Origin of the sequence: Haliea sp., assembly GCF_041395985.1 — a bacterium.
Classification (GTDB): domain Bacteria; phylum Pseudomonadota; class Gammaproteobacteria; order Pseudomonadales; family Halieaceae; genus Haliea.
The window spans coordinates 225,811-248,643 of sequence record NZ_JAWKZJ010000006.1; the positions used below are offsets into that span (position 1 = coordinate 225,811).

At 65.5% G+C, this 22,833-nt stretch carries 25 protein-coding genes; all 25 read left to right on the top strand.

Translation table 11 applies throughout. The features are described 5' to 3' along the window. Positions 1 to 102: 102 nt before the first annotated feature. Positions 103 to 528 (top strand): flagellar protein FlaG, encoded by a 426-nt coding sequence (locus tag R3E49_RS12810; protein ID WP_371295415.1) that lies wholly within the window; start codon positions 103 to 105, stop codon positions 526 to 528. A gap of 89 nt (positions 529 to 617) precedes the next feature. Next, positions 618 to 2,081: a flagellar filament capping protein FliD gene (gene fliD, locus R3E49_RS12815; RefSeq protein ID WP_290745132.1), complete on the top strand. Its 1,464-nt coding sequence runs from the start codon at positions 618 to 620 to the stop codon at positions 2,079 to 2,081. A gap of 20 nt (positions 2,082 to 2,101) precedes the next feature. Continuing rightward, on the top strand, positions 2,102 to 2,503 hold the full coding sequence (gene fliS / locus R3E49_RS12820; protein ID WP_290745129.1) for a flagellar export chaperone FliS: 402 nt from the start codon (positions 2,102 to 2,104) through the stop codon (positions 2,501 to 2,503). Positions 2,504 to 2,505: 2 nt separating this feature from the next. Continuing rightward, positions 2,506 to 2,904: a flagellar protein FliT gene (gene fliT, locus R3E49_RS12825; protein WP_371295416.1), complete on the top strand. Its 399-nt coding sequence runs from the start codon at positions 2,506 to 2,508 to the stop codon at positions 2,902 to 2,904. 60 nt (positions 2,905 to 2,964) lie between these two features. After that, positions 2,965 to 3,528 carry a PilZ domain-containing protein gene (locus tag R3E49_RS12830; RefSeq protein ID WP_371295417.1) on the top strand — a complete coding sequence of 188 codons (564 nt, stop codon included), beginning with the start codon at positions 2,965 to 2,967 and terminating at the stop codon, positions 3,526 to 3,528. Between the two features lie 102 nt (positions 3,529 to 3,630). Further along, complete coding sequence (locus R3E49_RS12835) at positions 3,631 to 4,737, top strand: sigma-54 interaction domain-containing protein (RefSeq protein WP_371295418.1); 1,107 nt, start codon at positions 3,631 to 3,633, stop codon at positions 4,735 to 4,737. Positions 4,738 to 4,861: 124 nt separating this feature from the next. Beyond that, the gene (locus R3E49_RS12840; protein ID WP_371295419.1) at positions 4,862 to 5,995 is read left to right on the top strand and encodes a PAS domain-containing sensor histidine kinase; all 1,134 of its coding nucleotides are present in this window, start codon (positions 4,862 to 4,864) and stop codon (positions 5,993 to 5,995) included. 2 nt (positions 5,996 to 5,997) lie between these two features. Continuing rightward, the gene (locus R3E49_RS12845; protein ID WP_290745114.1) at positions 5,998 to 7,359 is read left to right on the top strand and encodes a sigma-54 dependent transcriptional regulator; all 1,362 of its coding nucleotides are present in this window, start codon (positions 5,998 to 6,000) and stop codon (positions 7,357 to 7,359) included. Positions 7,360 to 7,372: 13 nt separating this feature from the next. Further along, positions 7,373 to 7,684 (top strand): flagellar hook-basal body complex protein FliE, encoded by a 312-nt coding sequence (gene fliE / locus R3E49_RS12850; protein ID WP_290745111.1) that lies wholly within the window; start codon positions 7,373 to 7,375, stop codon positions 7,682 to 7,684. A 43-nt stretch (positions 7,685 to 7,727) separates the two neighbouring features. Beyond that, entirely contained in the window at positions 7,728 to 9,392 is a 1,665-nt protein-coding gene (gene fliF / locus R3E49_RS12855; RefSeq protein WP_371295420.1) for a flagellar basal-body MS-ring/collar protein FliF, read from the top strand. After that, entirely contained in the window at positions 9,385 to 10,398 is a 1,014-nt protein-coding gene (fliG, locus tag R3E49_RS12860) for a flagellar motor switch protein FliG (RefSeq protein WP_371295421.1), read from the top strand. Before fliF ends, fliG begins: the two co-directional genes overlap by 8 nt. Next, the gene (locus tag R3E49_RS12865; protein WP_371295422.1) at positions 10,385 to 10,990 is read left to right on the top strand and encodes a FliH/SctL family protein; all 606 of its coding nucleotides are present in this window, start codon (positions 10,385 to 10,387) and stop codon (positions 10,988 to 10,990) included. The genes fliG and R3E49_RS12865 overlap by 14 nt, the downstream gene beginning before the upstream one ends. Then, on the top strand, positions 10,987 to 12,357 hold the full coding sequence (locus R3E49_RS12870; protein WP_371295423.1) for a FliI/YscN family ATPase: 1,371 nt from the start codon (positions 10,987 to 10,989) through the stop codon (positions 12,355 to 12,357). Before R3E49_RS12865 ends, R3E49_RS12870 begins: the two co-directional genes overlap by 4 nt. Next, positions 12,354 to 12,818, top strand: coding sequence for a flagellar export protein FliJ (fliJ, locus tag R3E49_RS12875; RefSeq protein ID WP_371295424.1), 465 nt, complete (start codon positions 12,354 to 12,356; stop codon positions 12,816 to 12,818). Before R3E49_RS12870 ends, fliJ begins: the two co-directional genes overlap by 4 nt. A gap of 34 nt (positions 12,819 to 12,852) precedes the next feature. Continuing rightward, positions 12,853 to 14,184, top strand: coding sequence for a flagellar hook-length control protein FliK (locus R3E49_RS12880; RefSeq protein WP_371295425.1), 1,332 nt, complete (start codon positions 12,853 to 12,855; stop codon positions 14,182 to 14,184). 214 nt (positions 14,185 to 14,398) lie between these two features. Then, the gene (gene fliL, locus R3E49_RS12885) at positions 14,399 to 14,932 is read left to right on the top strand and encodes a flagellar basal body-associated protein FliL (RefSeq protein WP_371295426.1); all 534 of its coding nucleotides are present in this window, start codon (positions 14,399 to 14,401) and stop codon (positions 14,930 to 14,932) included. 7 nt (positions 14,933 to 14,939) lie between these two features. Next, the gene (locus R3E49_RS12890; RefSeq protein ID WP_371295427.1) at positions 14,940 to 15,911 is read left to right on the top strand and encodes a flagellar motor switch protein FliM; all 972 of its coding nucleotides are present in this window, start codon (positions 14,940 to 14,942) and stop codon (positions 15,909 to 15,911) included. 4 nt (positions 15,912 to 15,915) lie between these two features. Further along, positions 15,916 to 16,269, top strand: a complete 354-nt coding sequence (gene fliN / locus R3E49_RS12895) for a flagellar motor switch protein FliN (protein ID WP_290745087.1) — start codon at positions 15,916 to 15,918, stop codon at positions 16,267 to 16,269. Then, a complete protein-coding gene (gene fliO / locus R3E49_RS12900) occupies positions 16,266 to 16,619 on the top strand; it encodes a flagellar biosynthetic protein FliO (RefSeq protein ID WP_371295428.1) in 354 nt (117 codons plus the stop codon). The genes fliN and fliO overlap by 4 nt, the downstream gene beginning before the upstream one ends. 59 nt (positions 16,620 to 16,678) lie before the next feature. After that, the gene (fliP, locus tag R3E49_RS12905; RefSeq protein ID WP_371295455.1) at positions 16,679 to 17,380 is read left to right on the top strand and encodes a flagellar type III secretion system pore protein FliP; all 702 of its coding nucleotides are present in this window, start codon (positions 16,679 to 16,681) and stop codon (positions 17,378 to 17,380) included. A gap of 6 nt (positions 17,381 to 17,386) precedes the next feature. Then, positions 17,387 to 17,656 (top strand): flagellar biosynthesis protein FliQ, encoded by a 270-nt coding sequence (gene fliQ / locus R3E49_RS12910; protein WP_290745080.1) that lies wholly within the window; start codon positions 17,387 to 17,389, stop codon positions 17,654 to 17,656. Further along, positions 17,653 to 18,429 (top strand): flagellar biosynthetic protein FliR, encoded by a 777-nt coding sequence (gene fliR / locus R3E49_RS12915; protein WP_290745077.1) that lies wholly within the window; start codon positions 17,653 to 17,655, stop codon positions 18,427 to 18,429. Before fliQ ends, fliR begins: the two co-directional genes overlap by 4 nt. After that, complete coding sequence (gene flhB / locus R3E49_RS12920) at positions 18,429 to 19,586, top strand: flagellar biosynthesis protein FlhB (protein ID WP_371295429.1); 1,158 nt, start codon at positions 18,429 to 18,431, stop codon at positions 19,584 to 19,586. Before fliR ends, flhB begins: the two co-directional genes overlap by 1 nt. A gap of 82 nt (positions 19,587 to 19,668) precedes the next feature. Beyond that, positions 19,669 to 21,693 (top strand): flagellar biosynthesis protein FlhA, encoded by a 2,025-nt coding sequence (gene flhA, locus R3E49_RS12925; protein WP_371295456.1) that lies wholly within the window; start codon positions 19,669 to 19,671, stop codon positions 21,691 to 21,693. Next, positions 21,690 to 22,820, top strand: coding sequence for a flagellar biosynthesis protein FlhF (gene flhF / locus R3E49_RS12930; RefSeq protein WP_371295430.1), 1,131 nt, complete (start codon positions 21,690 to 21,692; stop codon positions 22,818 to 22,820). The genes flhA and flhF overlap by 4 nt, the downstream gene beginning before the upstream one ends. The last annotated feature ends 13 nt before the right edge of the window (positions 22,821 to 22,833 follow it).

Below are 22,833 nucleotides of genomic sequence, written 5' to 3' on the forward strand. Positions count from 1 at the left end.
GGCTGAGACCATGCGCTAGTGGCATTGGGGTGAGGTGGTTTCCACCTCACCCTTTTGTGCTTCTGACTTGGTCTTTAGTAGCGCAGATACGAGGATAGGATCATGGCGAGTTCAATCACGCCTTCGAATGTGAACGCAGCGCCCCCGCTCCCTGCGGGCAACGCAGCTGCACCGGCGCAGAGTACTCTGCCCCGGCAAGAGGTCGCCGCCAGCGGCAAGGCTTCGCCGCCAGCGCAGGATGGGCAAGCACCGCAGGCAAAGCAGCGTGATACGGCGCAGGACCTTGCACAGGCGACGCGCGACATAACAGACTACATACAGACAGTGAATCGCTCGCTGCAAATTTCTGTTGACCAGGAGTTGGGCTCGACGATTATTACGGTTATGGACAAGGCGACTGATGAAGTTGTCCGACAGATTCCTGCCGAAGAAGCCGTTGCACTGGCCCGTTTTCTCGCCAGGCAGCAGGCCGAATTGGGCGGCTCTGAGTTGCCCTCCAAGGGCGTGTTTATGGATCAGGAGGGCTGAAGGCCCGGTGTGCCGCATTTGGCACTTAATTTGCTAAGCTTGTAACACATAAATGTTTCATGCCCCGCAGGTGGCAACGAGGTGAGTGAATGGTTTCAGTAACCGGAGTAGGCTCCGGACTGGATATCGAAGGGTTGGTGACCCAGCTGGTAGCCGCAGAGCGTGCGCCAGTCGAGAATCGTCTTCTACGGCGTGAAACGTCGCTCACCAGTGAACTCTCCGGGTTCGGTACGTTGAAGGGCGTGTTGGCTGACCTGCAAGCACGCTCCGCCTCACTGCGGAATGAGAGTACCTTCACGCAGCGCACCGCCACCAGCTCCAACAGTTCGGCGTTTACGGCGACCGCCTCTTCCGCCGCGGCCCCGGGTAACTACAGTATCGCGATTGATTCCCTCGCCAGCGCACAGTCGCTGGCGTCCGGGAGCTTTGGCTCGGCGGACGATGTTGTTGGTGAGGGTACGCTGACGATCCGTTTCGGCACGGTTGATGCAACACCCTCCGTGCCAGGTCCGCAAGTGGTCAATGGCTTTACGGTCAATCCCGAGCGTGCAAGCGCCAGCATTACGATTGATAGCAGCAACAATACGCTCGCGGGTGTTCGGGACGCAGTGAATGCCGCCGGTATCGGGGTGTCTGCGGCTATCGTCAATGATGGCAGCGGTGCACGCTTGCTTTTCAGTGCCTCCGATACGGGTGCTGCCAATGCTATTGAGATTTCCGTGGCCGATGCCGGCGACGGCAATAACGCGGACCTGGCAGGGTTGTCCCGTCTGGCATTCAACACAGGCGCGGCCAACCTCACGCAAACGGCGGCCGCCAGTGACGCCAGCTTTACCCTGAATGGTCTGGCGCTAACCAGTGCCAGCAATACCGTGACCGGCGTGCTTGACGGTGTCAGCCTCACGCTCAAGGATACGACCGACGGTGCGCCCGCATCTCTCGCGGTCAGTGAAAACCGCGCAGTGGCGCGCGGTGCCATTGAGCAATTCGTCAACGCCTACAACACCTTCATCACCACTGCCTCCAACCTCACACGCTTCGATCCTGCAACCGGGGCCGCCGGGGCACTGCAGGGGGATTTTTCAGCGCGCACGGTGATCAGTCAGGTGCGAAACGCTGTTACGGCCTCGGTACAAAACCCGGATGGCCCATTTGGATCGTTGGCGGAGCTGGGCATCACCACGTCAGCAAGCGGAACTCTTACCATCAATTCCGAGCGACTGAACGCCGCATTGGAAGATGGCAACGCGGGATTGGTTTCCCTGTTCGGCCGCGCCGAGACCGGTATCGCAGAGCGCCTTGGTGGGTTACTCGGCGGTTTTTTGGGCACGGGCGGCCTGCTTGACGCCAGAACCGATGGCTTGCAGAGCAGTGTGGACGCTATCAGTGATGACCGCGAGGCGCTCAATCGCCGTCTGGAGGTACTCGAGGCCCGCTACCGCGCCCAATTTAATGCGCTGGACGGTCTGCTCGCACAGATCAACAGCACAGGCAGTTTTGTCAGTGAGCAGCTGGCAAACATTCCGTTGCCCAGTGATCGCTTTTCGAATTAATGACAGGCAGGATTCCAGGTATGAATACCCGGCAGGCACTTAGCGCCTACAAGCAAGTGGGGGTGCAGAGCGGCGTGACGGATGCCTCGCCCCATCAACTGATCAGCATGTTGCTGGATGGGGCCATGGATCGCATCGCGTCGGCCAAAGGTGCCATGGAGCGTCGAGACACCGGGCGTCAGGGCGAGCTGATTGGCAAGGCCATCACCATCATCGACAACCTGCGGGTGAGTCTGGATCACGAGCAGAGCCCCGAGTTGGCCGGTCGACTCAGCGATTTATACGAATACATGCAGGGGCGACTGCTCGAGGCGAGTGCGGCCTCCGACACGGCGGCCCTGACGGAAGTCCGCGATCTGCTGGCCACCATTCGCGACGGTTGGGAGAGTATTCCTGCCGAACTGCGGCGTCCCGCAGGATGATCGTGCCATTCCCCACCCCGGCGGCTACCGAAGGCGCTGTCGCGACCGAGGGGCTGCTCGCGGCCGAGGGGTCGGACGCCGCACTCAGCCAGTGCCGCCGCCTCGCCCGCGTCCTCACCGTCACCCGCGAAATGGTGGCCCTCGCCGAGGTCGGTGACTGGGATGCCGTGGCCGCCCGCGAGCAGGACCGCCGTGACGACCTGGCCCGCTGTTTCAAGGAAGCGGTGTCGACGGAACACGCCGAACTGGTTGCCGAAGCGCTGGCAGCCATCCTGCACCTCAACGAGGAAATGATGGCCCACCTGAGCAAGGCCCGCGACGCGGTGCTGCAGCAGGGGGTGGCACAGGTGCGCACCCGCTCCGCCATCGGTCACTACGAGCAGGTGAAGTCACAACCCTGACGCGGAGCGTTTCGTTGCCGCCGGCCTGTGTTATCGTAAAACTTTTGCGGAGCACTGGGCATGAGCAGCCAAAACGCCGTCACCGGCCTCGTCTACAGCGATAACATCGCCCTGTCCTGGAAGCCAGTCGACTACGAGCCGGAGCAGACGCATCTGGCCATGGTCAACGCCTCCAACGAGAGTTTTCTGCGCGCCGTATCGGCGGTGGGCGATGGCCTCAATACCAAGGACGACAGCGACGCGCCTCCGGGCATCCAGCAGGACATCGCCCGGCTCGATCTCAAGCTCAACCTGGTGCTCGATCTGGTCAGCGCCCTGGTGTATCACGAGCTGGATATTCCCCCCGTGAGCGCCGTGCAGGTCTCTGCCGAACAGGTGAGCTGGCAGGGCGAGGGGCCGCCGGCGGGGGCCCGCATCTTTCTCGAACTCTACATACAGCGCGGTTTGCCCAAGCCCCTCTGCTGCTACGGCGAGGTGGTCACCACGCCCGAGGAGCAGGCGGCGGGGCGCAACACGGTGCGCTTTGTCGGCCTCACCGGTGCCGCCCGGGTCTGGCTGGAGAAGCTGATTTTCCGTCACCACCGCCGCGAGGTGGCCTTCCGTCGCGCCCACGTGGGCGACTAATCCGTCTTTTTTCCGTCAATAAGTTGACAGGTTCGCTTCGTCTGAGCAGACTCGGCGCCGTTGCTCGCACGCCCTCACCACGGTGTTTACGGATTGCTACGCTTGCCCCAGTACTCAGACAATGCTTCACCTATCGTCGGCCCCAGCGCCGCCATGGAGACCATCCGCCGGCTGGTGGCGCAGGTGGCGCCCAGCGATGCCACGGTGTTGATCCTCGGTGAGTCCGGTACCGGCAAGGAGGTTGTAGCGCGCGGCATTCACGAAGCCTCGCCGCGCTCGGGCGGGCCTTTCGTGCCGGTCAACTGCGGCGCCATCCCGGCAGAGTTGCTGGAGTCGGAACTGTTTGGTCACGAGAAGGGCGCGTTCACCGGCGCCATCAACACCCGGCGCGGCCGCTTCGAACTGGCCGCAGGCGGCACGCTGTTTCTCGACGAGATTGGCGACATGCCGCTGCCGATGCAGGTCAAGCTGCTGCGGGTGCTGCAGGAGCGCTGCTTCGAGCGCGTGGGCAGCGCCACGTCCCAGGCCACAGACGTCCGGGTGATCGCGGCCACACACCAGGATCTTGAGCAGCGCGTTAAAGACGGCCGTTTCCGGGCCGATCTCTACTACCGCCTGAACGTGTTTCCCATCGACGTGCCCGCCCTGCGCGATCGCCCGGAAGATGTGCCGGTGCTGGTGGCACATTTTCTGGCGCAGTTGGCCCGGGAGCAGCGTGACAGTGTGTCGATCGCGGCGGACGCCATGGCCGCCCTGCAGCAGTACGGCTGGCCCGGCAATGTGCGTGAGCTCAACAACCTGGTGGAACGCCTGGCCATCCTGTACCCCGGCGCCGAGGTGGGGTTTGGCGACCTGCCGCAGAAATTCTGTGAAGGCTTCGACCCGGCCCGGCCGCCGCCGCAGGTACCGCCCCCCGCCGCCGGCTCGGGTGCCGCGGCCCCGTCCGCCAGTACACCCCCGGCGAGTGCCTCTCAGGTACAGTCGGCCCCTGCCGCCGGGGCACCTAACGACCCCACGCGGCTGGGTCAAGAGGGGCTGGACCTGAAGCAGTACCTCGCCGACACCGAGCGCACCCTGCTCCTGCAGGCCCTGGACCGCAGCGGCTGGGTGGTGGCGCGAGCGGCGCAACTGCTCGGGCTGCAGCGCACCACCCTGGTAGAGAAAATGCGCAAGTTCGAACTGCAGCGCGACCAGGTGTCAGATTCCTGACGCGCGGCGCCCAACAGTGTTTGCGAAGTTCTTCAATTCATTGAATTAAAACGGGTTTCCACTTTGGGCACGTCTTTTGCTTCAAGAGCGGCATTGGCGTGATAGCGCTCGGTGGAACTCAATCATGCAGCAGGCTGTACCCCTCGAGAAACACGATCTGGAAGAGGCCTTTCGCAGCCTCGCGGAAGTCTCCCATCAACTGGATGCGTCCTACCGCGACCTGGAGTCGCGGGTAGCCCGGCTCAACGAGGAGCTCGCGGCCTCGCGCTCGGCGCGACTCGACGAACTGGCAGAGAAGGAGCGCTTGCTCGAGCGGCTGGCCTCGCTGATGGCCATGTTGCCCGGGGGCGTGCTGTTGATAGACGAGCGTCAGCAGGTACGCGATGCCAACCCGGAGGCCGTCGCCCTGTTTGGTGAGCCGCTGCTGGGCGAGGACTGGCCGGCGGTGCAGGCACGTATTCGGGAAAACGCCCCCGAGCGGCATTTGTCACTGCACAGCCGTCACCTGGCACAGCAGGGCGAGACTCTGGTGCTGGTGACCGACACCACCGAACTGCATGACCTCCAGGCCCAGGTGGGCCGCGAGCAGCGCCTGCGCGCGCTGGGGGAAATGGCGGCGCGGCTCGCCCACCAGATTCGCACACCGCTGTCGTCCACCACCCTGTATCTGGCGCAGCTGCGTCGTCCGGACCTGGCCGTCGCGCAGCGCGAGCGCATCTGCGACCGCCTGTCTGAACGGCTGGTGCATATGGAAGGGCTGATCGAAAGCATGCTGGGCTTTGTGCGCGGGGCCCCTCCGCGCACGGAGCGCGTGTGCCTGCAGGACGTGCTGGGCGACTTTCAGGCCCATGTCCTCGCTCGCCTGGAAGCGGCGGGCGCCACGCTGTCGGTGACCCCGGTCGATCGCACCCTGGCACTGCAGGGCGACCGTGATGCCCTTGCCGGGGCTCTCGCCAATCTGGTGGTGAACGCCATCGAGGCCGGCGGGGAGGGCGTGCATGTGGATGTCTGGGCCGGCGCGCTGAATCGTGAGCGCATGCTGCTGCGGGTGCGCGACAACGGCCCGGGTGTGGCACCCGAGTTGCGCGAACGCATTTTTGACCCGTTCTTCACCACGCGCTCGGCCGGTACCGGGCTGGGTCTCGCGGTGGTGGCGCGCACCGTCGGCGAACTGGGCGGTGAGATCCGCCTGGGTGACAGCCCCGAGGGCGGTGCGGAATTTGTGCTGGAATTACCCATAGCAGAAGGAGCGTGTTGACCGTGGGAGCCGCGTTGAAAGTTCTGGTGGTCGAGGACGACAGCACCCTGCGCGAGGCGCTGTGCGACACCATTGAATACGGTGGCTATCGCGTCTGGAGCGCCTGTGACGGTGCCGACGCGCTGCAGCAGCTGGAGCGCCAGCCCGTGGACCTGATCATCAGCGACGTACAGATGGCCGGCATGGGGGGAGAGCGCCTGCTGCGCGAGGTTCGGGCCCGCAGTCCGGAGCTGCCCTTTGTCATGATCACCGCCCACGGTTCGGTGCAGCACGCGGTGGCGGCGATGCGGGAGGGCGCAACGGACTATCTGCTGAAGCCCTTTGCCGCAGAGGTGCTGCTGGAGATGCTGGCCCGCTTCGAGCCGGCGCCGGAGCCGGGTGTCGACATGGTGGCCGAGGATCCCGCCATGCAGCGCGTGTGTCGTCTGGCCGAGCGCCTGGCACACAGCGATGCGACGGTGCTGGTCACCGGTGAGTCCGGTACCGGCAAGGAAGTTGTCGCGCGCTATCTGCACGCCTGCTCCAGCCGGGCGGAACGCCCGATGGTGGCCATCAACTGTGCGGCCATTCCGGAAAATATGCTGGAGTCCATGCTCTTCGGCTACGAGAAAGGCGCCTACACCGGCGCCCACCAGTCGCGACCGGGCAAATTCGAGCAGGCCAACGGTGGCACCCTGCTGCTGGACGAGATTTCCGAAATGGACCTCGGCCTGCAGGCCAAGCTGTTGCGCGTGCTGCAGGAGAAGGAGGTCGAGCGCCTCGGCGGCAACCGGGTGATACCGCTGGATGTGCGGGTCATCGCCACCAGCAACCGCAACCTGGCGGGCGAGGTCGCCGCGGGGCGTTTCCGGGAAGACCTGTATTACCGCCTCAGTGTGGTTCCGTTGGAAGTGCCCGCACTGCGCGACCGGCCGGCGGACATCCTGCCGCTGGCGCAGCGCTTCCTGCAGCGCTATGCCGCACCGCGCAGCGGCCTCGCATTCAGCAAGGCCGCCCTGCAGCGCCTCGCGGTCCACAGCTGGCGCGGGAACGTGCGCGAGCTGGAGAACTGCGTGCAGCGGGCCAGTCTGCTGGCGGTGGGGCCGGAGATCGGCCCCGAGGATATCGATTTCGTCGCGGCCATGGCGCCGGCGGCAGCGTCAGTGCCGGGGCCTTCCCCGGTGGGGCCGTCCGAGGCGCCCGCCGAACCGCTGCTGGAAGGCGACTTGAAAGAGCGGGAGCGCGAGTTGATCGTCGCCGCGTTGTCCGCGGTCGATGGCAATCGCAAGGAAGCCGCACAGCGCCTGGGTATCAGCCCGCGCACCTTGCGCTACAAGCTGGCGCGCTTCCGCGAACTGGGGTTGGCTGTACCCCACGCACAGTAGGAGAGGACACACCATGAGCGAAATGGCAATCAACCAGGTACTGGCGCAAATGCGCAGCATGGCGGCCGAGGCGGGCGGCGAGTCGGCCGCGGCGGCGGGCGGCGCCGACTTTTCGAGCTTCATGAAACAATCCATCGACGATGTGAATCAGGCCATGCAGACCTCGCGGGCCATGGCCACGGCCTTCGAGGAAGGCCAGCCGGGTGTGTCGCTGGCCGAGTTGATGGTGACGGCGCAGAAAGCCAGCCTGGAGTTCCAGGCGCTGAGTGAAGTGCGCAACAAACTGCTCACCGCATACCGCGAAGTGATGAGCATGCAGGTCTGATGCCTGCTGGTTTATCATAGCCCCTTCAGGAGTGAGTTGATTCATGGCAGAGAACAGCGGCGGACTTGTCGCCCGCTTCAACGGTTACAGTCGCCAGCCGGTCTCCCGGCAGATTGCGCTGCTCGTCGGCCTCGCTGCATCCATCGCCCTGGGCATCGGCCTGGTGCAGTGGATGCTGGTGCCGAACTACAAGCCGTTGTTCGGCAGTATGGCGGCCGAAGACACCACGGCGGCGATGAGCACCCTGGATGCCAATGGCATCGATTACCGGCTGGACGACCGCACCGGCATGGTGACGGTGGCCGCCGATGAAGTGCATCGCGCGCGGTTACTGCTGGCGACCGAGGGCTTTCCGCGCTCGGGCGATATCGGTTTCGACAGCATCTACCAGGAACAGGAAATCGGCGTCAGCAGTTTCATGGAACAGGCGCGCTATCACCGCTCGCTGGAGCAGGAGCTGGCGCGGACCATCAGTGCCCTCGACGGCGTGCGCGGTGCGCGCGTGCACCTGGCCATGGCCAAGCAGAGCGCTTTCCTGCGCCAGCGCCAGGAGCCGGCCGCCTCGGTGGTGCTGCACCTGTACGGTGGGCGAGTGCTCTCCGAGCGCCAGCTTGCGGGTATCGTGCATCTGGTGTCCGCCAGCGTCCCCAACCTGAAGCCGGAGACCGTCTCGGTGGTCGACCAGCAGGGCCGCCTCCTGTCCTCCCAGGGTAACCCGGACGATTTCGGTTACAGCAAGGAACAGTTCCAGATGGCGCAGCAACTGGAACAGCGCTACAGCCAGCGGATTGTTGATATTCTGGAACCCATTCTCGGGCCGGGCCGTGTTCACGCCCAGGTCTCCGCCGACATCGACTTCACCCGCATCGAGCGGACCAGCGAGGTGTATGCCCCGGACACGGTGCTGCGCAGTGAGCAGACCTCGGAGGAGATGACCACCCGACTGCTGGAGGGCGGCGTGCCCGGCACCCTGGCCAACCAGCCGCCGGAAGACCCGGATGTGCTGGCCCAGCCGCCGGAGGCCGCGGCGGTGCCGAACACGGCGCCCACCCGCTCCACCCGTCGCGAGACACGCAACTACGAAATGGACAAAACCATCAGCCACATTCGTGAGACACCGGGCACTCTGCGCAAGCTCTCGATTGCGCTGGTGCTGGACCACGTGGAAACCACCGCCGAGGACGGCTCGGTAGCGCGTGCCCCGCTGGCGCCGGAACGGGTCGAGGAGATTACACGCCTCGCACGTGAAGCCGTGGGTTTCAGTGAGGAGCGTGGCGACACCGTGAGCGTGATCAACGCCTCTTTCGTCGAGCCGCCGGCACTGGAGGCACCGCCAGAGCCATCGATTCTCGAGCAGGACTGGCTGTGGCGGTTGTTGAAGGGGCTGGGCGTGGCGGCGGGGCTCGCGGCCTTGCTGCTCTTCGTGGTGCGCCCCCTGATGCAGTTTTCCGTTGCGCCGGTGCCGGCGGCTATCGGCCCGGGGCAGCGCGCCCTGGGCAACGATGGCTACGGTGAGGCGGGCTATGCCCAGGGCGGTGCCGCGGGTGAACTGATGAGCGACGACCAGGTGACGCTGGCGGGTAACCGGCGCGGGTTGCCGGGCAACACGGGTTACCAGCAACAATTGCAGATGGCGCGCAGTGTTGCGGAAGGTGAACCGCAGCGGGCGGCACACGTAATGAAACAGTGGGTGGCGGGCGATGGCTGATGCCGCAGGGGCCGGTTTGAGCGGCGCGCAGCGCGCCGCCGTATTTTTGCTGGGGGTTGGTGAGGAGTCTGCCACCGCCATCATGCGCCATATGGAACCGCGCGAAGTGCAGCGGATCGGCGAGGCCATGGCCTCGCTGGCGTCCATCTCCAATGAACAGGTGGAGGCGGTGCTTGCGGCGTTTCACGAGGACGCCAGCGCGCTGAACCCGCTGGGCCTCGGCGCTCCCGAGTTTACCCGCCGGGTGTTGACCAATGCATTGGGCGAGAGCAAGGCGCGCTCCATGCTGGCCAAGGTGATGCCCGGCAAGCAGCAGACCTCGGGTATCGAAGCCCTGAAGTGGATGGATCCGGCTGCCGTGGCCGAATTGCTGGAGGATGAACACCCGCAAATTATCGCCATCGTGCTGGCGTCGCTGGATGAAGAACAGTCGGCCCAGGTGCTGGTGAACATTCCCGAGCCGGTGCGCAGTGAGGCATTGCTGCGTGTGGCCCGCCTACAGGTGATTGACCCGGCGGCGATGGAAGAGCTGGACAAGGTGCTGGAAAAGCAGCTGGGCAAGGTGCGCAAAACCCCGCCGCGCTCGGTCAATGGCATGACCAGCGCCGCCGCCATCCTGAACAATGTCAAGGCGGATATCGAGTCGGAACTGCTCGGTGCGCTCAAGGAGGCCGACGCGGAACTCGGTGAAAAAGTCGGCGAGCTGATGTTCGTGTTCGACAACCTGATGGAACTCGACGACCGCGGCATGCAGCGCCTGATTCGCGAAATCGCGGTCGACAGCCTGGTGATTGCGCTGAAAGGCGTGGACGACCGCCTGCAGGACAAGTTCTTCAACAACATGTCCTCCCGCGCCGCCGATATGCTGCGCGAAGACCTCGAGGCCAAGGGCCCGGTGAAGCTGTCCGAAGTGGAGGCGGCGCAGAAGGAAATTCTTGCGGTAGCGGCTCGCCTGTCGGACGAAGGCGAAATCACCCTGGGCAAAGGGGGCGATGATTTTGTCTGACCCCGGTCGTCCGCGCAGCTGGCAGCCACCGCCACTGCAGGATGCGGCCCCCGCGGCCGCGGTACCGGATACCGCGGCCATCGCCGAGCGCGCGCGTGCTGAAGGCTATGCTACCGGGCACGCCGAGGGGCTTGCGGCAGGGCGCGCCAAGGCCGCGGCCACGGCAGCCGAACTGGCCGCCCTGCTGGGCAACATGGCCGCGCCGTTTCGCCAGCAGGAGGCCGATCTGCTGCGTGAGCTCTCCGAACTTGTCGTGCGCGTGGCAACCGCCGTGGTGCGACGTGAACTGGAGACCTCGCCGGGCGCCATTCAGGACGTGCTGGCGGAGGCACTGGAGATTCTGGAGGCGGTCGAGGGGCCGGTAGATGTGCACCTGCACCCGGCGGATGCGGCGCTGGTGCGGGAGTGGCTGGCGAACGAACTGCCGAAACTGGCGGTCACCCTGCACACCGACGCCACGCTGCTGCGTGGAGGCTGTCGTGTGGCCACCGCCGAGAGCTATGTGGATGCCTCTACCGAGCGGCGGCTAGAGGAAGTGCTGCGGGCGCTGCGCGAGAGTCGCGGCGCCGTGGGTGGAGCAACAGAGACATGAGCGCAGTGGCGGATCTGGGGGCCGAGCGGGTGAGCCGCCTGCAGCGCCAGATCGCCGGCCTGGGCGCCCGCGTGAGTGCGGTAACGCCCATTCGCGAGGGTCGCCTGGTGCGTATGGTCGGCACGCGGCTGGAAGTGGCCGGGTGCACCGGTGCGGTGGGCAGCCGCTGCAGTATTCAGGCGGAAGAACAGCGCAGCGTGGAAGCCGAGGTGGTGGGCTTTTCCGAGGGTCGGCTGATTCTCATGCCGGAGGGCAGCCTGCACGGGGTGATGCTCGGTGCGCGCGTGCGCCCGCTGGGCTTCAGTCACCGGGTTGGCGTCGACGAGCACCTGTTGGGCCGTGTTATCAACGGCGCTGGCCATCTCCTGGACGGTGGCCCCACGGTGATGTTCCGCGACTACGCGCCCCTGCGCGGCGGTGCCATCAACCCGCTGGCACGCGGCTCCGTGCGCGAACCGCTGGATGTTGGCGTGCAGGCGATCAACGCGCTGGCGACCATTGGCCGCGGGCAGCGCCTGGGCCTGTTTGCCGGGAGCGGGGTGGGCAAGAGCACGCTGCTGGGCATGATGACCCGGCACACGGCCGCGGATGTCATCGTGGTCGGGCTGGTGGGCGAGCGCGGGCGCGAGGTGCGGGAATTCGTGGATGAAATCCTCGGGCCTGAGGGGCTGCGGCGTGCGGTGGTGGTGGCAACGCCGGCGGATGACCCGCCCCTGATGCGGGTGCATGGCGCCTGGCGCGCCACCGCCATCGCGGAGCACTTCCGCCGGCAGGGCAAGAATGTTCTGCTTTTGCTGGATTCGCTGACCCGCTTTGCCCAGGCGCAGCGTGAAATCGGCCTGGCCGCCGGCGAGCCGCCGGTCGCCAAGGGCTATCCGCCCTCGGTGTTTTCGCTGCTGCCGGCGCTGGTGGAGCGCGCGGGCAATACCGAGGAGGGCTCCATCACTGCCATCTACACGGTATTGGTCGAGGGGGATGACCTGGCAGACCCGATCGCCGATTCGGCACGCGCCATTCTCGACGGCCACATTGTGCTGTCGCGGCAGCTGGCGGACTCCGGCATGTTCCCGGCCTTCGATATCGAAGCCTCCATCAGCCGTTCCATGGTCAATGTGGTGGACCCTGCGCAGCTACAGTTGGCACGGCAGCTCAAGGAGTTGTATTCTGTGTGGCGGGAGAATCGAGACCTGATAACCATCGGTGCCTACGAACGCGGCACCGACCCGGCCATCGACCGGGCCCTGGGCGCGATAGGCCCGTTGCGTGCGCTGATCAGCCAACCCTGGAATGAGAAACGGGATATGCAGCACAGCCTTAACGCACTTCTCGACACCGCCCGGGCCGCAGGCCTCGGAGGCCAGTCATGACCTCTCCGGATAAACTCGACAAGGTCGTCACCGTGGCTCGCGCCGACCAGGCCGGTGCGGCGCGCAACCTGCAGGAACAGCAGGCGCACCACAGTCGCAACAACGACCAGCTCAATCAGCTTAGGCGCTTCGCCGACGAATACGAACAGCAGCTGCGCGAGATGTCGGCGTCGGGTATGGCCGCGGCGCAACTGCAGGATTATCGTCAGTTCCTGTCCAACTTAAACGACGCCATTCGCCTGCAGCTCAGCACCGTCGCGGAGAGCACCGAGAAGCTGCAGCAGCAGCGCCAGGACTGGATGCAGAAATCGCTGCAGACCTCCACCCTCGAGGACTTTGTCGCGCGCCGGCGCATTCTCGCCCAGGAACATGCTGAGCGCGCGGAGCAGCGTGCTGTGGACGAGCGGTTCAACGCCGGATTTGTGCCACCCGGTCAGGAGCCCCCCGGCTCTGGCACGTAATTTGCTCAATCTCCTGTAACACGGGAGACCCTACATGATCACGGTACTGCAAAGCCTGCCTGTTGCCAGCTCGGACGCCACCGCTGCGCCCGGCAACACGGCGCAGAATGGCTCTGAAAACGGATTTTCGCAGATGTTCGCAGCCGCTCGCGCGGCCTCAGCGGACAAGCCCGCCGCCGACGCCAGGGGCGGCAATGCCACGCCCTCCCGCGGCAGCACTTTGCCGCCTGACGCCGCAGAGTCAGCCCTTGCCCCCCCGTCGGTCGGCATCGCGGGCGCTGCGGCGGAGCCGCCCACCGCTGCCTGGCAGTCCTTTACGCTTTCCCTGCAAGCACTCGCGGAGCCCGGTCTGGAGGGCGCCGGCCAGGCATCGGCTGTCACGGGTGACCTGGTTGCAGCGGGCGCTGGTGACGCGGCACTGTCGGGGGATGCGACGCCATCACCGGCGAACCCGGCCATTCCCCTGCCTGTCGCACTGCCCGTCGCCACCGCTGAGACAGCGCTGCGTGGCGATTCGCCGGGGGCACTGGAGGGCAGCGTCCGCGCCAATGCCACCACTGGGGCAGCAACGCCTTTGGGCTCGTCATTACCGGCGCCACCTGAGGCCGCCGCTGACCTGATGCCGGGAGCGGGCACGCGCGAGGCCAACAGCCGGGCGGAGAGGGTGGTTGCGCCCGCAGCAACCGCCACAGCGGCGGAGGAGTCCGGCATGCTGGCAGCCGCTGAGCGTGCGCGTGGCGAGGAGGCGGCACTGCAGGGCCTGCGCCAGCGCGCCGTGGAAGGCGCTGTTGACGCCCCGCGTCTGGCATCATCCGCGTCCGGCAATGTGGACGCTGCTGCGCCCAACACACCGGTAACGGCCGGGACACAGGGTGCTGCCGCACAGGCCGATGCCCCGGCCCCTGCCGCTCCGCGCACGCCGGCGCAGCTGGCGATGACACACACACCGCAGGACCCGGAGTTTACCGGCGAACTGGCCAACCGCTTGCAGGTGTTCGCCCGTAACGGTGGCCACGAGGCCACGCTGCAGCTGCACCCCGCGGACCTGGGGCGCCTGCAGGTTTCTATCACCACTGAGGGCGACCAGGCGCGGGTGCTGTTCGTGGCGGATTCCGCCGCAGCCCGGGATGCCATTGAACAGTCCCTGCCGCGTTTGCGTGAAATGCTCGCCCAGAGCGGCCTGCAACTGGCCCACAGTGACGTGTCCAGCCAGTCACAGGGCAGTGGTGACAGCCAGCGCGACGCTGTCGGCGGGTCGCGCCAGGTGGCAGCTGACGACAGCGGCAACGGGCTTCTGTCCGGCGCCGCGGAATCCACTCACCAGCCCGCCGGTGCCGGCGCGCGCCTGGTCGATTACTACATTTAACTTCCCGCCTTTTTCAGTCTAGTATGCCCGCAGGCTGCCTCCGGGCAGCCACGCGGGCGCGGGGTGTCAAAATACTGGCACTCGCCGCACACTCTGCGCCTTAACTGTCTGTAATCATTAGAAATAAATTTTCTGGTATAGCTCTTGCTTCAGGGGATGTTGCTGACCTATGGCGGCATTCGGCAGGGCTGCCGGTCAGTTGCGAGGAGCAAGCATGGCTGCAAAAGAAGATCTCAATCTCGGCAAGGGGAATGGCGCGGGTGATGCCGACAAGGCGTCCGGCGGCGGCAAGGGTAAACTGATTGCCATCATCGCGGTGGTGGTCGTCCTGATCGGCGGTGGGGCGGCCGCAGCGTTCCTGCTGCTGGGTAACAATGACGAGCCAGCGGCTGAGGTGGCGGGGGCAGAGCCCGCGGCGCCCAAGGTCGAGGAGCGCGAGGCGGCCTACATGCCGCTGGAGAAGTTCCTGGTCAATTTCGACCACAAGGGCGGCATGCGCTACATCCAGACCGATATCCAGTTGATGGCCTATGAGCCCGCAGCGCTGGAAAACGCCCAGCGCAACATGCCTGCAGTGCGCAACCGCCTGATCATGCTGCTCAGCGACCAGGACTTCGATGCGCTGCGCACGGTGGAGGGCAAGGAAACGCTGCGCCAGGACGTGCTGAAGGCCGTGAACGAGGTACTCAAGCTGTCCGGGCCGGATGCCGTGCAGGACGTCTACTTCACTTCTTTCGTGTTGCAATAGGTCGGGTATGGCTGGCAGCGATCTGCTCTCTGAAGGCGAACTCGATGCGCTGACCGGTGGCAATACCGCCGGCAGCGGCGGTTACCGCACCTTCGACTTCACCGCCCGCGAGCAATCGCTGCTCAACCAGCTGACGCTGTTGCCCCCCCTGCAAGAGAGGCAGGCTGAACAGCTGGCACAGGGCCTGGAGGATGTGTTCGGCAGTGAGTTCGAGGTGGCGGCCGCAGGCTTGCGGGTGCTCTCCTGCGAGGAGCTTCTGGCATCGCTGGCGGAAAGCGTGGCGGTGTCCACGCTGGAGCTGGCACCGCTGGCCGGCCACGGTCATGTGGTGTGCCCGGCACCGCTGCTGTCCCAACTGGTCAACGATTATTTCGGCGGGGTGCGCGGCGGCAGCGTCGCCAACCTGCCGCGCACAGCCCTGACGCCCAGCGAGCTGCGGCTGGCCGAGCGTGTCGCAGAACAGGTGACAGGGTCGCTGGTCGCCGCCTGGGCCGACAAACTGCCGCTGGAGCCGGGCGAAGCGCATACCGCACCGCATGTGGATGCCATCGCCTCGCTGCCCTCCGGCGACAAGCTGGTGCAGATGGTGTTTGCCGTCACCCTCAACGAATTGACGACAGACGTCGCCCTGCTGTTGCCCTTCGCGGCACTCGAGCCCTGGAAACAGCGTTTCAGCGCACCGCGCAAAGCCGCGGCGGAGGACGCCGGGCAGGGCTGGGGGCCGCACCTGCGGCGCGAACTGCCCGCGGTGAAGGTGGATGTCGCGGTGATGCTTGCCAGCCGCGAACTCACCCTGGGTGAAGTCCTCGGTTTGCGGGTCGGTTCGGTCATCGACATTGCAGTGCCCGACGAGGTGGACCTCTGCGTGGAGGGCGTGCGTCTGGCCAGCGGCCGCTACGGCGCCTACGAGGGGCACAAGGCGATCAAGATCACGGGATTTGCCGGCACCGATGCGCCGGCGGGTAAAAGCACAGGATGAGATCATGAGTGAACAGGACGAACAGGGCGCCGGCGAAGCCGCTGGCGAGACGCTGCAGCAGCTGTCGCCCGGCACTGCCGGCGGCGCCGGCGGCGGTGAGATCAATTTCGACCTGCTGCTGGACGTGCCGGTGACCCTGTCGGTGGAGATAGGGCGCACACGGATGTCCATCAAGGATCTGCTGGCGCTGAACCAGGGTGCCCTGGTGGAGCTGGACCGTGAGGTCAATGCGCCCCTGGACCTGATGGTCAACGGCACCCTGATTGCCCGCGGCGAAGTGGTGGAACTCGAGGGGCGTTTCGGCCTGCGCTTGATTGATGTGGTCAGCCCCTCTGAACGTCTGAAGAAAGTCCGGTGAACAGCCCGCAATTGTTCAGCGCCGGTTATCTGGTGCAGGTGCTTGGCTCCCTGCTCCTGGTGTTCTGCTGCATTCTCGGCATGCTCTACCTGATGCGCCGCTTCAGTCGCGGCGGCAGCGGCAACAATGCCCGGCTGGCGGTGCTGGCCAGCGCCAGCGTCGGCAGCCGGGAGCGCGTGGTGCTGCTGCGTGCAGGGGACGAGCAGATCCTGCTCGGTGTGGCGCCGGGCAGCGTGCGGACACTGCACGTCTTTGCCGAGCCGGTGGTGCCCGACGTGGCGAACGCGCCGCAGCGCACGGATTTCGCCGCCATCCTGCACAGTGTCAATCCGCTGGGAACGCGCAAATGACGCGGTCGCGACTGCATCTTCTGTGGGCAGCCGCTGCCGTGCTGCTCGGTCTGCTGGTGATGCCCGGTCTGGCGCAGGCGCAGGCCACGATTCCACTGGTGTCGGTCACCCCCACCTCGGGGGGCGGCAGCAACTATTCCATGAACATCCAGATTCTGCTGCTGATGACGGTGCTCACGCTGCTGCCCGCAGCCCTGATCACCATGACCTCGTTCACCCGAATCCTGATTGTGCTCGCGATCCTGCGCCAGGCGATGGGTACCGCGCAGACACCGTCGAACCAGATTATTCTCGGGCTGGCGCTGTTCCTCAGCCTGTTCATTATGGCGCCGGTGTTCGACGTGGCCTACCAGAACGCCCTGTTGCCCTACATGAACGAAACCATCGATTTCGACCAGGCACTGGCGGCGGCGCGCGACCCCTTTCGCGAATTCATGTTCGGCCAGACCCGGGAGAACGACCTGTTGCTGTTCGCCGAACTCGGCGGCTACGGACCGTTTCAGACGCCGGAAGAGGTGCCGATGGTGGTATTGTTGCCGTCCTTCCTCACCAGCGAATTGAAAACCGCGTTCCAGATCGGCTTTCTGCTGTTCGTGCCGTTCCTGATCATCGACCTGGTGGTCGCCTCCGTGCTGATGTCCATGGGCATGATGATGTTGTCGCCGATGCTGGTGTCCCTGCCTTTCAAACTCATGCTGTTCGTGCTGATTGACGGTTGGACGCTGGTGGCGTCCACCCTGGTCAACAGTTTCGTGGTGTAGCCGCCCATGACGCCGGAAACCGTACTGGATGTGGGCATGGACGCGCTGTGGCTGGCGGTGCTGCTGGCGGCACCGCTGCTGTTGTCCGCTCTCGCCGTGGGCCTGTTGATCGGTATCTTCCAGGCGGCCACGCAAATTCAGGAAATGACCCTGAGCTTCATCCCCAAGCTGATCGCACTGGTGGTGGCACTGTTCGTCGCCGGGCCCTGGATGTTGCAGGTGGCCATCACCTTCACCCAGCGCCTGTACACGGAAATTCCGGGAATGCTCGGATGAGCGGCCTGCCACTCGACATCGACCAGGTGCTGGCGGCGATGCAGCTGTACTACTGGCCCTTCCTGCGCGTCTCCGCGCTGATGCTGGTGGCGCCCGTGTTCAGTGCCGCCAACATCACCGTGCGGGTGCGCGTGTTGCTGGCGGTGCTGATTGCAGCGCTGGTGGCGCCGCTGATGCCCGCGGCCCCGGTCGCCAACCCGCTGAGTGGCGAGGGTCTGTTGCTCGCCGCGCGGGAGGTGGCCATCGGCGCCGCGATGGGCTTCGTCATGCAGATGGTGTTTGCCGCGGTGGTGGTGGCCGGCGAGACGCTGGCCATGAGCATGGGCCTGGGTTTTGCCATGTCGATAGACCCGCAGAACGGGGTACAGGTCCCGGTGGTGAGCCAGCTGAACGTCATTCTTTCCACGCTGCTGTTCCTGGCCATCGATGGTCATCTGCTGCTGCTGGCCGCGCTGGGCGACAGCCTGGTGCTGTTGCCACCGGGCCAGCCGGGCTTTGATCCCGGCACTTTCGCCAACCTGGCAGGGCTGGGCGGCGGTATTTTTGCCAGCGCACTGGTGCTCGCCCTGCCGGCGCTGACCGCAGTGCTGATGACCAATATCGCGCTCGGTGTCATCACCCGGGCGGCGCCGCAGCTGAACATATTCGCCGTGGGTTTCCCGGTGACCATTCTGGTCGGCTTTGTGTTCCTGTTGCTGGGGATGCCCGCTTTTCTGTCCGCAATGCGGCGCTTCCTGGAAGCCGGCATTGACCAGGCACTGATGGTGTTCTGATGGCAGACGAGCAGCAGTCCGGGCAGGAACGCACCGAAGAACCCACCGAGCGACGCAAACAGGAAGCGCGGCGCAAGGGGCAGGTGCCGCGGTCCAAGGAACTCAACACCACCATCACCCTGCTGGCCGCCGCGGCTGGCCTGCTGACCCTGGGCCCGGCCATGGTCGAGGGCATGTTCCAGTTGGCGACCGAGGCGTTTTCCGCCGACCGGGAGCTGACCTTCAACGCCGTGCACCTGCCCGTGCACTTCATGCATATGATGTTCACCGCGTTGCTGCTGCTGGCGCCCTTCCTGCTGGTGTCGCTGGTGGCGGCGTTTGCCGGGCCGTTGCTGATGGGGGGCTGGGCGTTTTCCGCCGAGTCCATGAGCTTTAGCTTCGACAAGATCAACCCGGTCAAGGGCCTGGCACGCGTCTTCTCCCTCAAGGGCCTGCTGGAACTGGCCAAGGCCCTGCTCAAGTTCCTGCTGATCCTTGCCGTGACCTTCGCCCTGTTCGGCCTGCTGCAGCGCGATATCCTGCAGCTGAGCAGCCTGGCACCGGGCGCCGCGAGCCATTCCACCGCGGCGCTGCTGGCCTGGAGCCTGCTGTTGCTCAGCGCCTCCATGGCCCTGATTGCCCTGTTCGATGTGCCCTTTGAGCTGTGGGACTTCCACCGCAAGCTGCGCATGACCCGCCAGGAAGTGCGCGACGAAATGAAGGAGACCGACGGCCGGCCGGAAATCAAGCAGCGCATTCGCACCCTGCAGCGTGAAGTGGCCCAGCGGCGCATGATGAGCGACATCCCCACCGCCGACGTGGTGATCACCAACCCCACACACTACGCGGTGGCGATCGCCTACAGCGCCGAGGGCACTGGCGCGCCGCGGGTGGTGGCCAAGGGTCGCGACCTGATTGCCCTGCAGATCCGCAGCGTGGCGGGCGCGCACAAGGTGCCGCTGTTCGAGGCCCCGCTGCTCGCCCGGGCCCTGTACGCCTCCACCGAGATCGGCGCGGAAATCCCCCGCGGCCTGTACCTCGCGGTAGCGCGTGTGCTGGCGTACCTGTTCCAGCTGCGCCGGGCAGGGCCGACCGACTATGTACCACGTCCCACCGCGCTGGAGATTCCGCCCGAGTACGAAGACCTGATGGATGAGGATGCCGCTGATGGCGACTGAGAACCCGGCGGCAGTCGCAGCGGGCGCGCCAGGCTTGTCCTGGCAGGCGCTGCTGACCGGTGCCGGCACGCCGATCGTGCTGATGCTGATGCTGGTGATGATTGTATTGCCACTGCCTCCGCTGGTGCTCGATCTGCTGTTCACCTTCAATATCGCCCTGGCGATCATTGTCCTCATGGCTGCGGTGTACTCCTCGCGGCCGCTGGATTTTGCCGCGTTTCCGACGGTGCTGCTGATTGCCACGCTGCTGCGTCTGGGCCTGAACGTGGCCTCGACCCGCGTGGTCCTGCTGGAAGGCCACACCGGGACAGCAGCAGCCGGTCGGGTGATCGAGGCTTTCGGCGAATTCGTGGTGGGTGGCAGCTATGCCGTTGGCCTGGTGTTGTTCACTATCCTTGTGGTGATCAACTTCGTGGTGGTTACCAAGGGTGCCGGGCGCATTTCCGAAGTGACCGCGCGCTTCACCCTGGACGCCATGCCAGGCAAACAGATGGCGATCGACGCCGACCTGAACGCGGGCCTGATCAGCCAGGATGATGCCCTGCGCCGGCGTGAGGAAGTATCGCGCGAAGCGGATTTCTACGGGGCCATGGACGGTGCCAGCAAGTTCGTCCGCGGCGACGCCATCGCCGGCATTCTCATCCTGCTGATCAACGTGCTCGGCGGTATCGCCATCGGCATGCTGCAACACGACCTCAGCGCCACGGACGCAGCGCAGAATTACACCTTGCTCACCATCGGTGACGGCCTGGTGGCGCAGATTCCCTCCATGCTGCTGTCCACCGCCGCGGCCATTATCGTGACCCGCGTCTCCAGCGCCCAGGACATGGGTGCGGAGGTGACACTGCAGCTCACCAGCAACCCGCGCATCCTGTTTGTCGCCGCGGGCATTATCGGCCTGATCGGGTTTGTGCCCGGCATGCCGGGTGTGGTGTTCGTACCTATTGCCCTGCTGCTCGGGGTCATGGGCTACCTGCGCTGGCAGTCGCAGCAGGTCGGTGAAGCCGAGCCAGAGCCTGTGCGCCCCGAGCGCACACCGGAGAATACCGAGCTGAGCTGGGACGATGTTGCTGAAGTGGATGAAATCGGCCTCGAGGTCGGCTACCGGCTGATCTCGCTGGTCGACCGCAACCAGGGCGGTGACCTGCTGAGTCGCATCAAGGGCGTGCGCAAGAAACTGTCGCAGGAGCTGGGTTTCCTGGTGCATTCCGTGCACATCCGCGACAACCTCGACCTCTCGCCCAACGCCTACCGCATCAGCCTGCACGACGTGGTGGTCGGGGAGGGCGAGGTCTTCCCCGGTCGCGAGCTGGCCATCAACCCGGGGCAGACCTTCGGTGACCTCGAAGGGGTGGCCACGCGCGACCCGACCTTCGGTCTCGACGCGGTCTGGATTGACCCCGGCCAGCGTGGCGATGCCCAGACCAAGGGTTACACGGTGGTGGACAGCAGCACCGTGATCGCCACGCACCTGAGTCAGCTGCTGAAAAACCACGCCCGCGAGCTGATCGGGCAGGACGGTGTGCAGCAACTGCTGGACAAGCTGGCCCGCTCGTCCCCGAAACTGGTGGAAAACCTGGTGCCCAGCGCCATGTCGCTGGGTGAAGTGACCCGGGTGCTGCAGAACCTGCTGGAGGAGGGTATTCCCGTGCGCGACATGCGTACCATCGCCGAAGCATTGGCGGATCAGGCGGGCAAGGGTCAGGATTCTGACGCTTTGACCGCCAGGGTGCGTATCGCCCTCGGGCCCTCCATCTTCCAGAACATCAATGGTACCGGGGACGAGATGTCCGTGATGGCGCTTGACTCCAAACTGGAACAGATCTTGCTGGGTTCTATCCAGCAGGGTGCGGGGGGGCTGGAGCCCTCTCTGCTGGACAGCGTCATTCGCCAGGTGCTCGCGGCTTCGGCAAAGCTGGAAGCCGAGGGCAAGAACCCGGTGCTGCTGGTGGCGGGCAATATCCGGCTGTTCCTGTCGCGTCTGCTGCGCGGGCGCATGGCGAATTTCTACATTCTGGCCTACGACGAGATACCGTCGACCAAAACGATCAAGGTGGTTGCCACCATTGGCGGTAGCGCCGGTGCGCTACAGGGAGAGAAACAATGAACATACGCAGATTCAGTGCCCGTGACAGCCGCAGCGCTCTGGCGCTGGTGCGCGAGGAACTCGGTGCCGAGGCCGTGATTCTCAGCAACCGCCGGGTTGCCGACGGTGTCGAGGTGGTTGCAGCCTGTAACCTGGAGGCGGTGGAACAGGCCGCCGCCGAGAGCGAGCGGCCGCCCGCGGCGCCGGCCCCGGTCGAGAACGAGCTGGGCATGGTGCAGTTGCAGAACGAGCTGGCCAACCTGCGCTCCCTGCTGGAGGCCGAGCTGCAGCAGCGCAACTGGCGGGACAGTGCCGACAAGGCACCGGTGCGCGCGACCCTGAACCAGCGGCTGGCGCGCATGGGCTTCTCCCGCGCGCTCAGCGAGGGCATTACGGACGCACTGCCCTCCAGTGGCGGCCTGGAAGCGCTCTGGCAGCGCACCCTGGCGGCACTGGAGTCGCGTCTGCTGACCCTGCCGGACGGGCTGCCCGGTGGCACCCGGGTGGTCGCCTGTGTCGGCACTACCGGTGTTGGTAAAACCTCCACCATCGCCAAACTGGCGGGCCGCGCCGCGCTCACCGATGGGCGCGAGCAGGTGGCGCTGATCACCATGGACCAGTACCGCATTGGTGGCCAGGAACAGCTGGCGACCTTCGCCGAGTTGCTGGATGTGCCCGTGCTCAGCGTCGGCACGGGGCCCGAACTCTACGCGGCACTGCGTGATTTCCGCAATCGCCGCCATATCTTCATCGACACTGCGGGTATGGGCCAGCGCGACCCGCGTCTCCTGAGCCAGATCGCGCTGTTGCGGGCGAGCCCCGTCCCGGTGACGGTGCTGGCCGTGCTGTCGGCGTCCGCCGGTGTGGCCCAGACCCGGGAACTGGTGCATTCTCTTGGAAGGCAGGGCTTGAGCGGTGCTATCATCACCAAGTTGGACGAGGCAGCGGGTCTGGGTGGTACTCTGGACACCCTGATCCGCGCGGCGTTGCCGGTGGCGTATACCAGCAGCGGCCAGCGCGTGCCGGACGACCTGCAACCGGCGAGGGCAGGAGAGCTGATTGCACTCGCCGCGGATTGGCTGCGGCAGCGGCGGCGCGCCGATGCGGTGCCCGCATCAAGGGCTGGTGTGACAGCCATGGCAAGTTGAATGAACAACAGGA

What these genes read in the sequence shown, in the direction of transcription:
- R3E49_RS12810 (WP_371295415.1), top strand. Translation starts at nt 103, where the DNA reads ATGGCGAGTTCAATCACGCCTTCGAATGTGAACGCAGCGCCCCCGCTC.
- fliD (WP_290745132.1), top strand. Translation starts at nt 618, where the DNA reads ATGGTTTCAGTAACCGGAGTAGGCTCCGGACTGGATATCGAAGGGTTG.
- fliS (WP_290745129.1), top strand. Translation starts at nt 2,102, where the DNA reads ATGAATACCCGGCAGGCACTTAGCGCCTACAAGCAAGTGGGGGTGCAG.
- R3E49_RS12830 (WP_371295417.1), top strand. Translation starts at nt 2,965, where the DNA reads ATGAGCAGCCAAAACGCCGTCACCGGCCTCGTCTACAGCGATAACATC.
- R3E49_RS12840 (WP_371295419.1), top strand. Translation starts at nt 4,862, where the DNA reads ATGCAGCAGGCTGTACCCCTCGAGAAACACGATCTGGAAGAGGCCTTT.
- fliE (WP_290745111.1), top strand. Translation starts at nt 7,373, where the DNA reads ATGAGCGAAATGGCAATCAACCAGGTACTGGCGCAAATGCGCAGCATG.
- fliF (WP_371295420.1), top strand. Translation starts at nt 7,728, where the DNA reads ATGGCAGAGAACAGCGGCGGACTTGTCGCCCGCTTCAACGGTTACAGT.
- fliG (WP_371295421.1), top strand. Translation starts at nt 9,385, where the DNA reads ATGGCTGATGCCGCAGGGGCCGGTTTGAGCGGCGCGCAGCGCGCCGCC.
- R3E49_RS12865 (WP_371295422.1), top strand. Translation starts at nt 10,385, where the DNA reads ATGATTTTGTCTGACCCCGGTCGTCCGCGCAGCTGGCAGCCACCGCCA.
- R3E49_RS12870 (WP_371295423.1), top strand. Translation starts at nt 10,987, where the DNA reads ATGAGCGCAGTGGCGGATCTGGGGGCCGAGCGGGTGAGCCGCCTGCAG.
- fliJ (WP_371295424.1), top strand. Translation starts at nt 12,354, where the DNA reads ATGACCTCTCCGGATAAACTCGACAAGGTCGTCACCGTGGCTCGCGCC.
- R3E49_RS12880 (WP_371295425.1), top strand. Translation starts at nt 12,853, where the DNA reads ATGATCACGGTACTGCAAAGCCTGCCTGTTGCCAGCTCGGACGCCACC.
- fliL (WP_371295426.1), top strand. Translation starts at nt 14,399, where the DNA reads ATGGCTGCAAAAGAAGATCTCAATCTCGGCAAGGGGAATGGCGCGGGT.
- R3E49_RS12890 (WP_371295427.1), top strand. Translation starts at nt 14,940, where the DNA reads ATGGCTGGCAGCGATCTGCTCTCTGAAGGCGAACTCGATGCGCTGACC.
- fliN (WP_290745087.1), top strand. Translation starts at nt 15,916, where the DNA reads ATGAGTGAACAGGACGAACAGGGCGCCGGCGAAGCCGCTGGCGAGACG.
- fliP (WP_371295455.1), top strand. Translation starts at nt 16,679, where the DNA reads ATGCCCGGTCTGGCGCAGGCGCAGGCCACGATTCCACTGGTGTCGGTC.
- fliQ (WP_290745080.1), top strand. Translation starts at nt 17,387, where the DNA reads ATGACGCCGGAAACCGTACTGGATGTGGGCATGGACGCGCTGTGGCTG.
- fliR (WP_290745077.1), top strand. Translation starts at nt 17,653, where the DNA reads ATGAGCGGCCTGCCACTCGACATCGACCAGGTGCTGGCGGCGATGCAG.
- flhB (WP_371295429.1), top strand. Translation starts at nt 18,429, where the DNA reads ATGGCAGACGAGCAGCAGTCCGGGCAGGAACGCACCGAAGAACCCACC.
- flhA (WP_371295456.1), top strand. Translation starts at nt 19,669, where the DNA reads ATGCTGATGCTGGTGATGATTGTATTGCCACTGCCTCCGCTGGTGCTC.
- flhF (WP_371295430.1), top strand. Translation starts at nt 21,690, where the DNA reads ATGAACATACGCAGATTCAGTGCCCGTGACAGCCGCAGCGCTCTGGCG.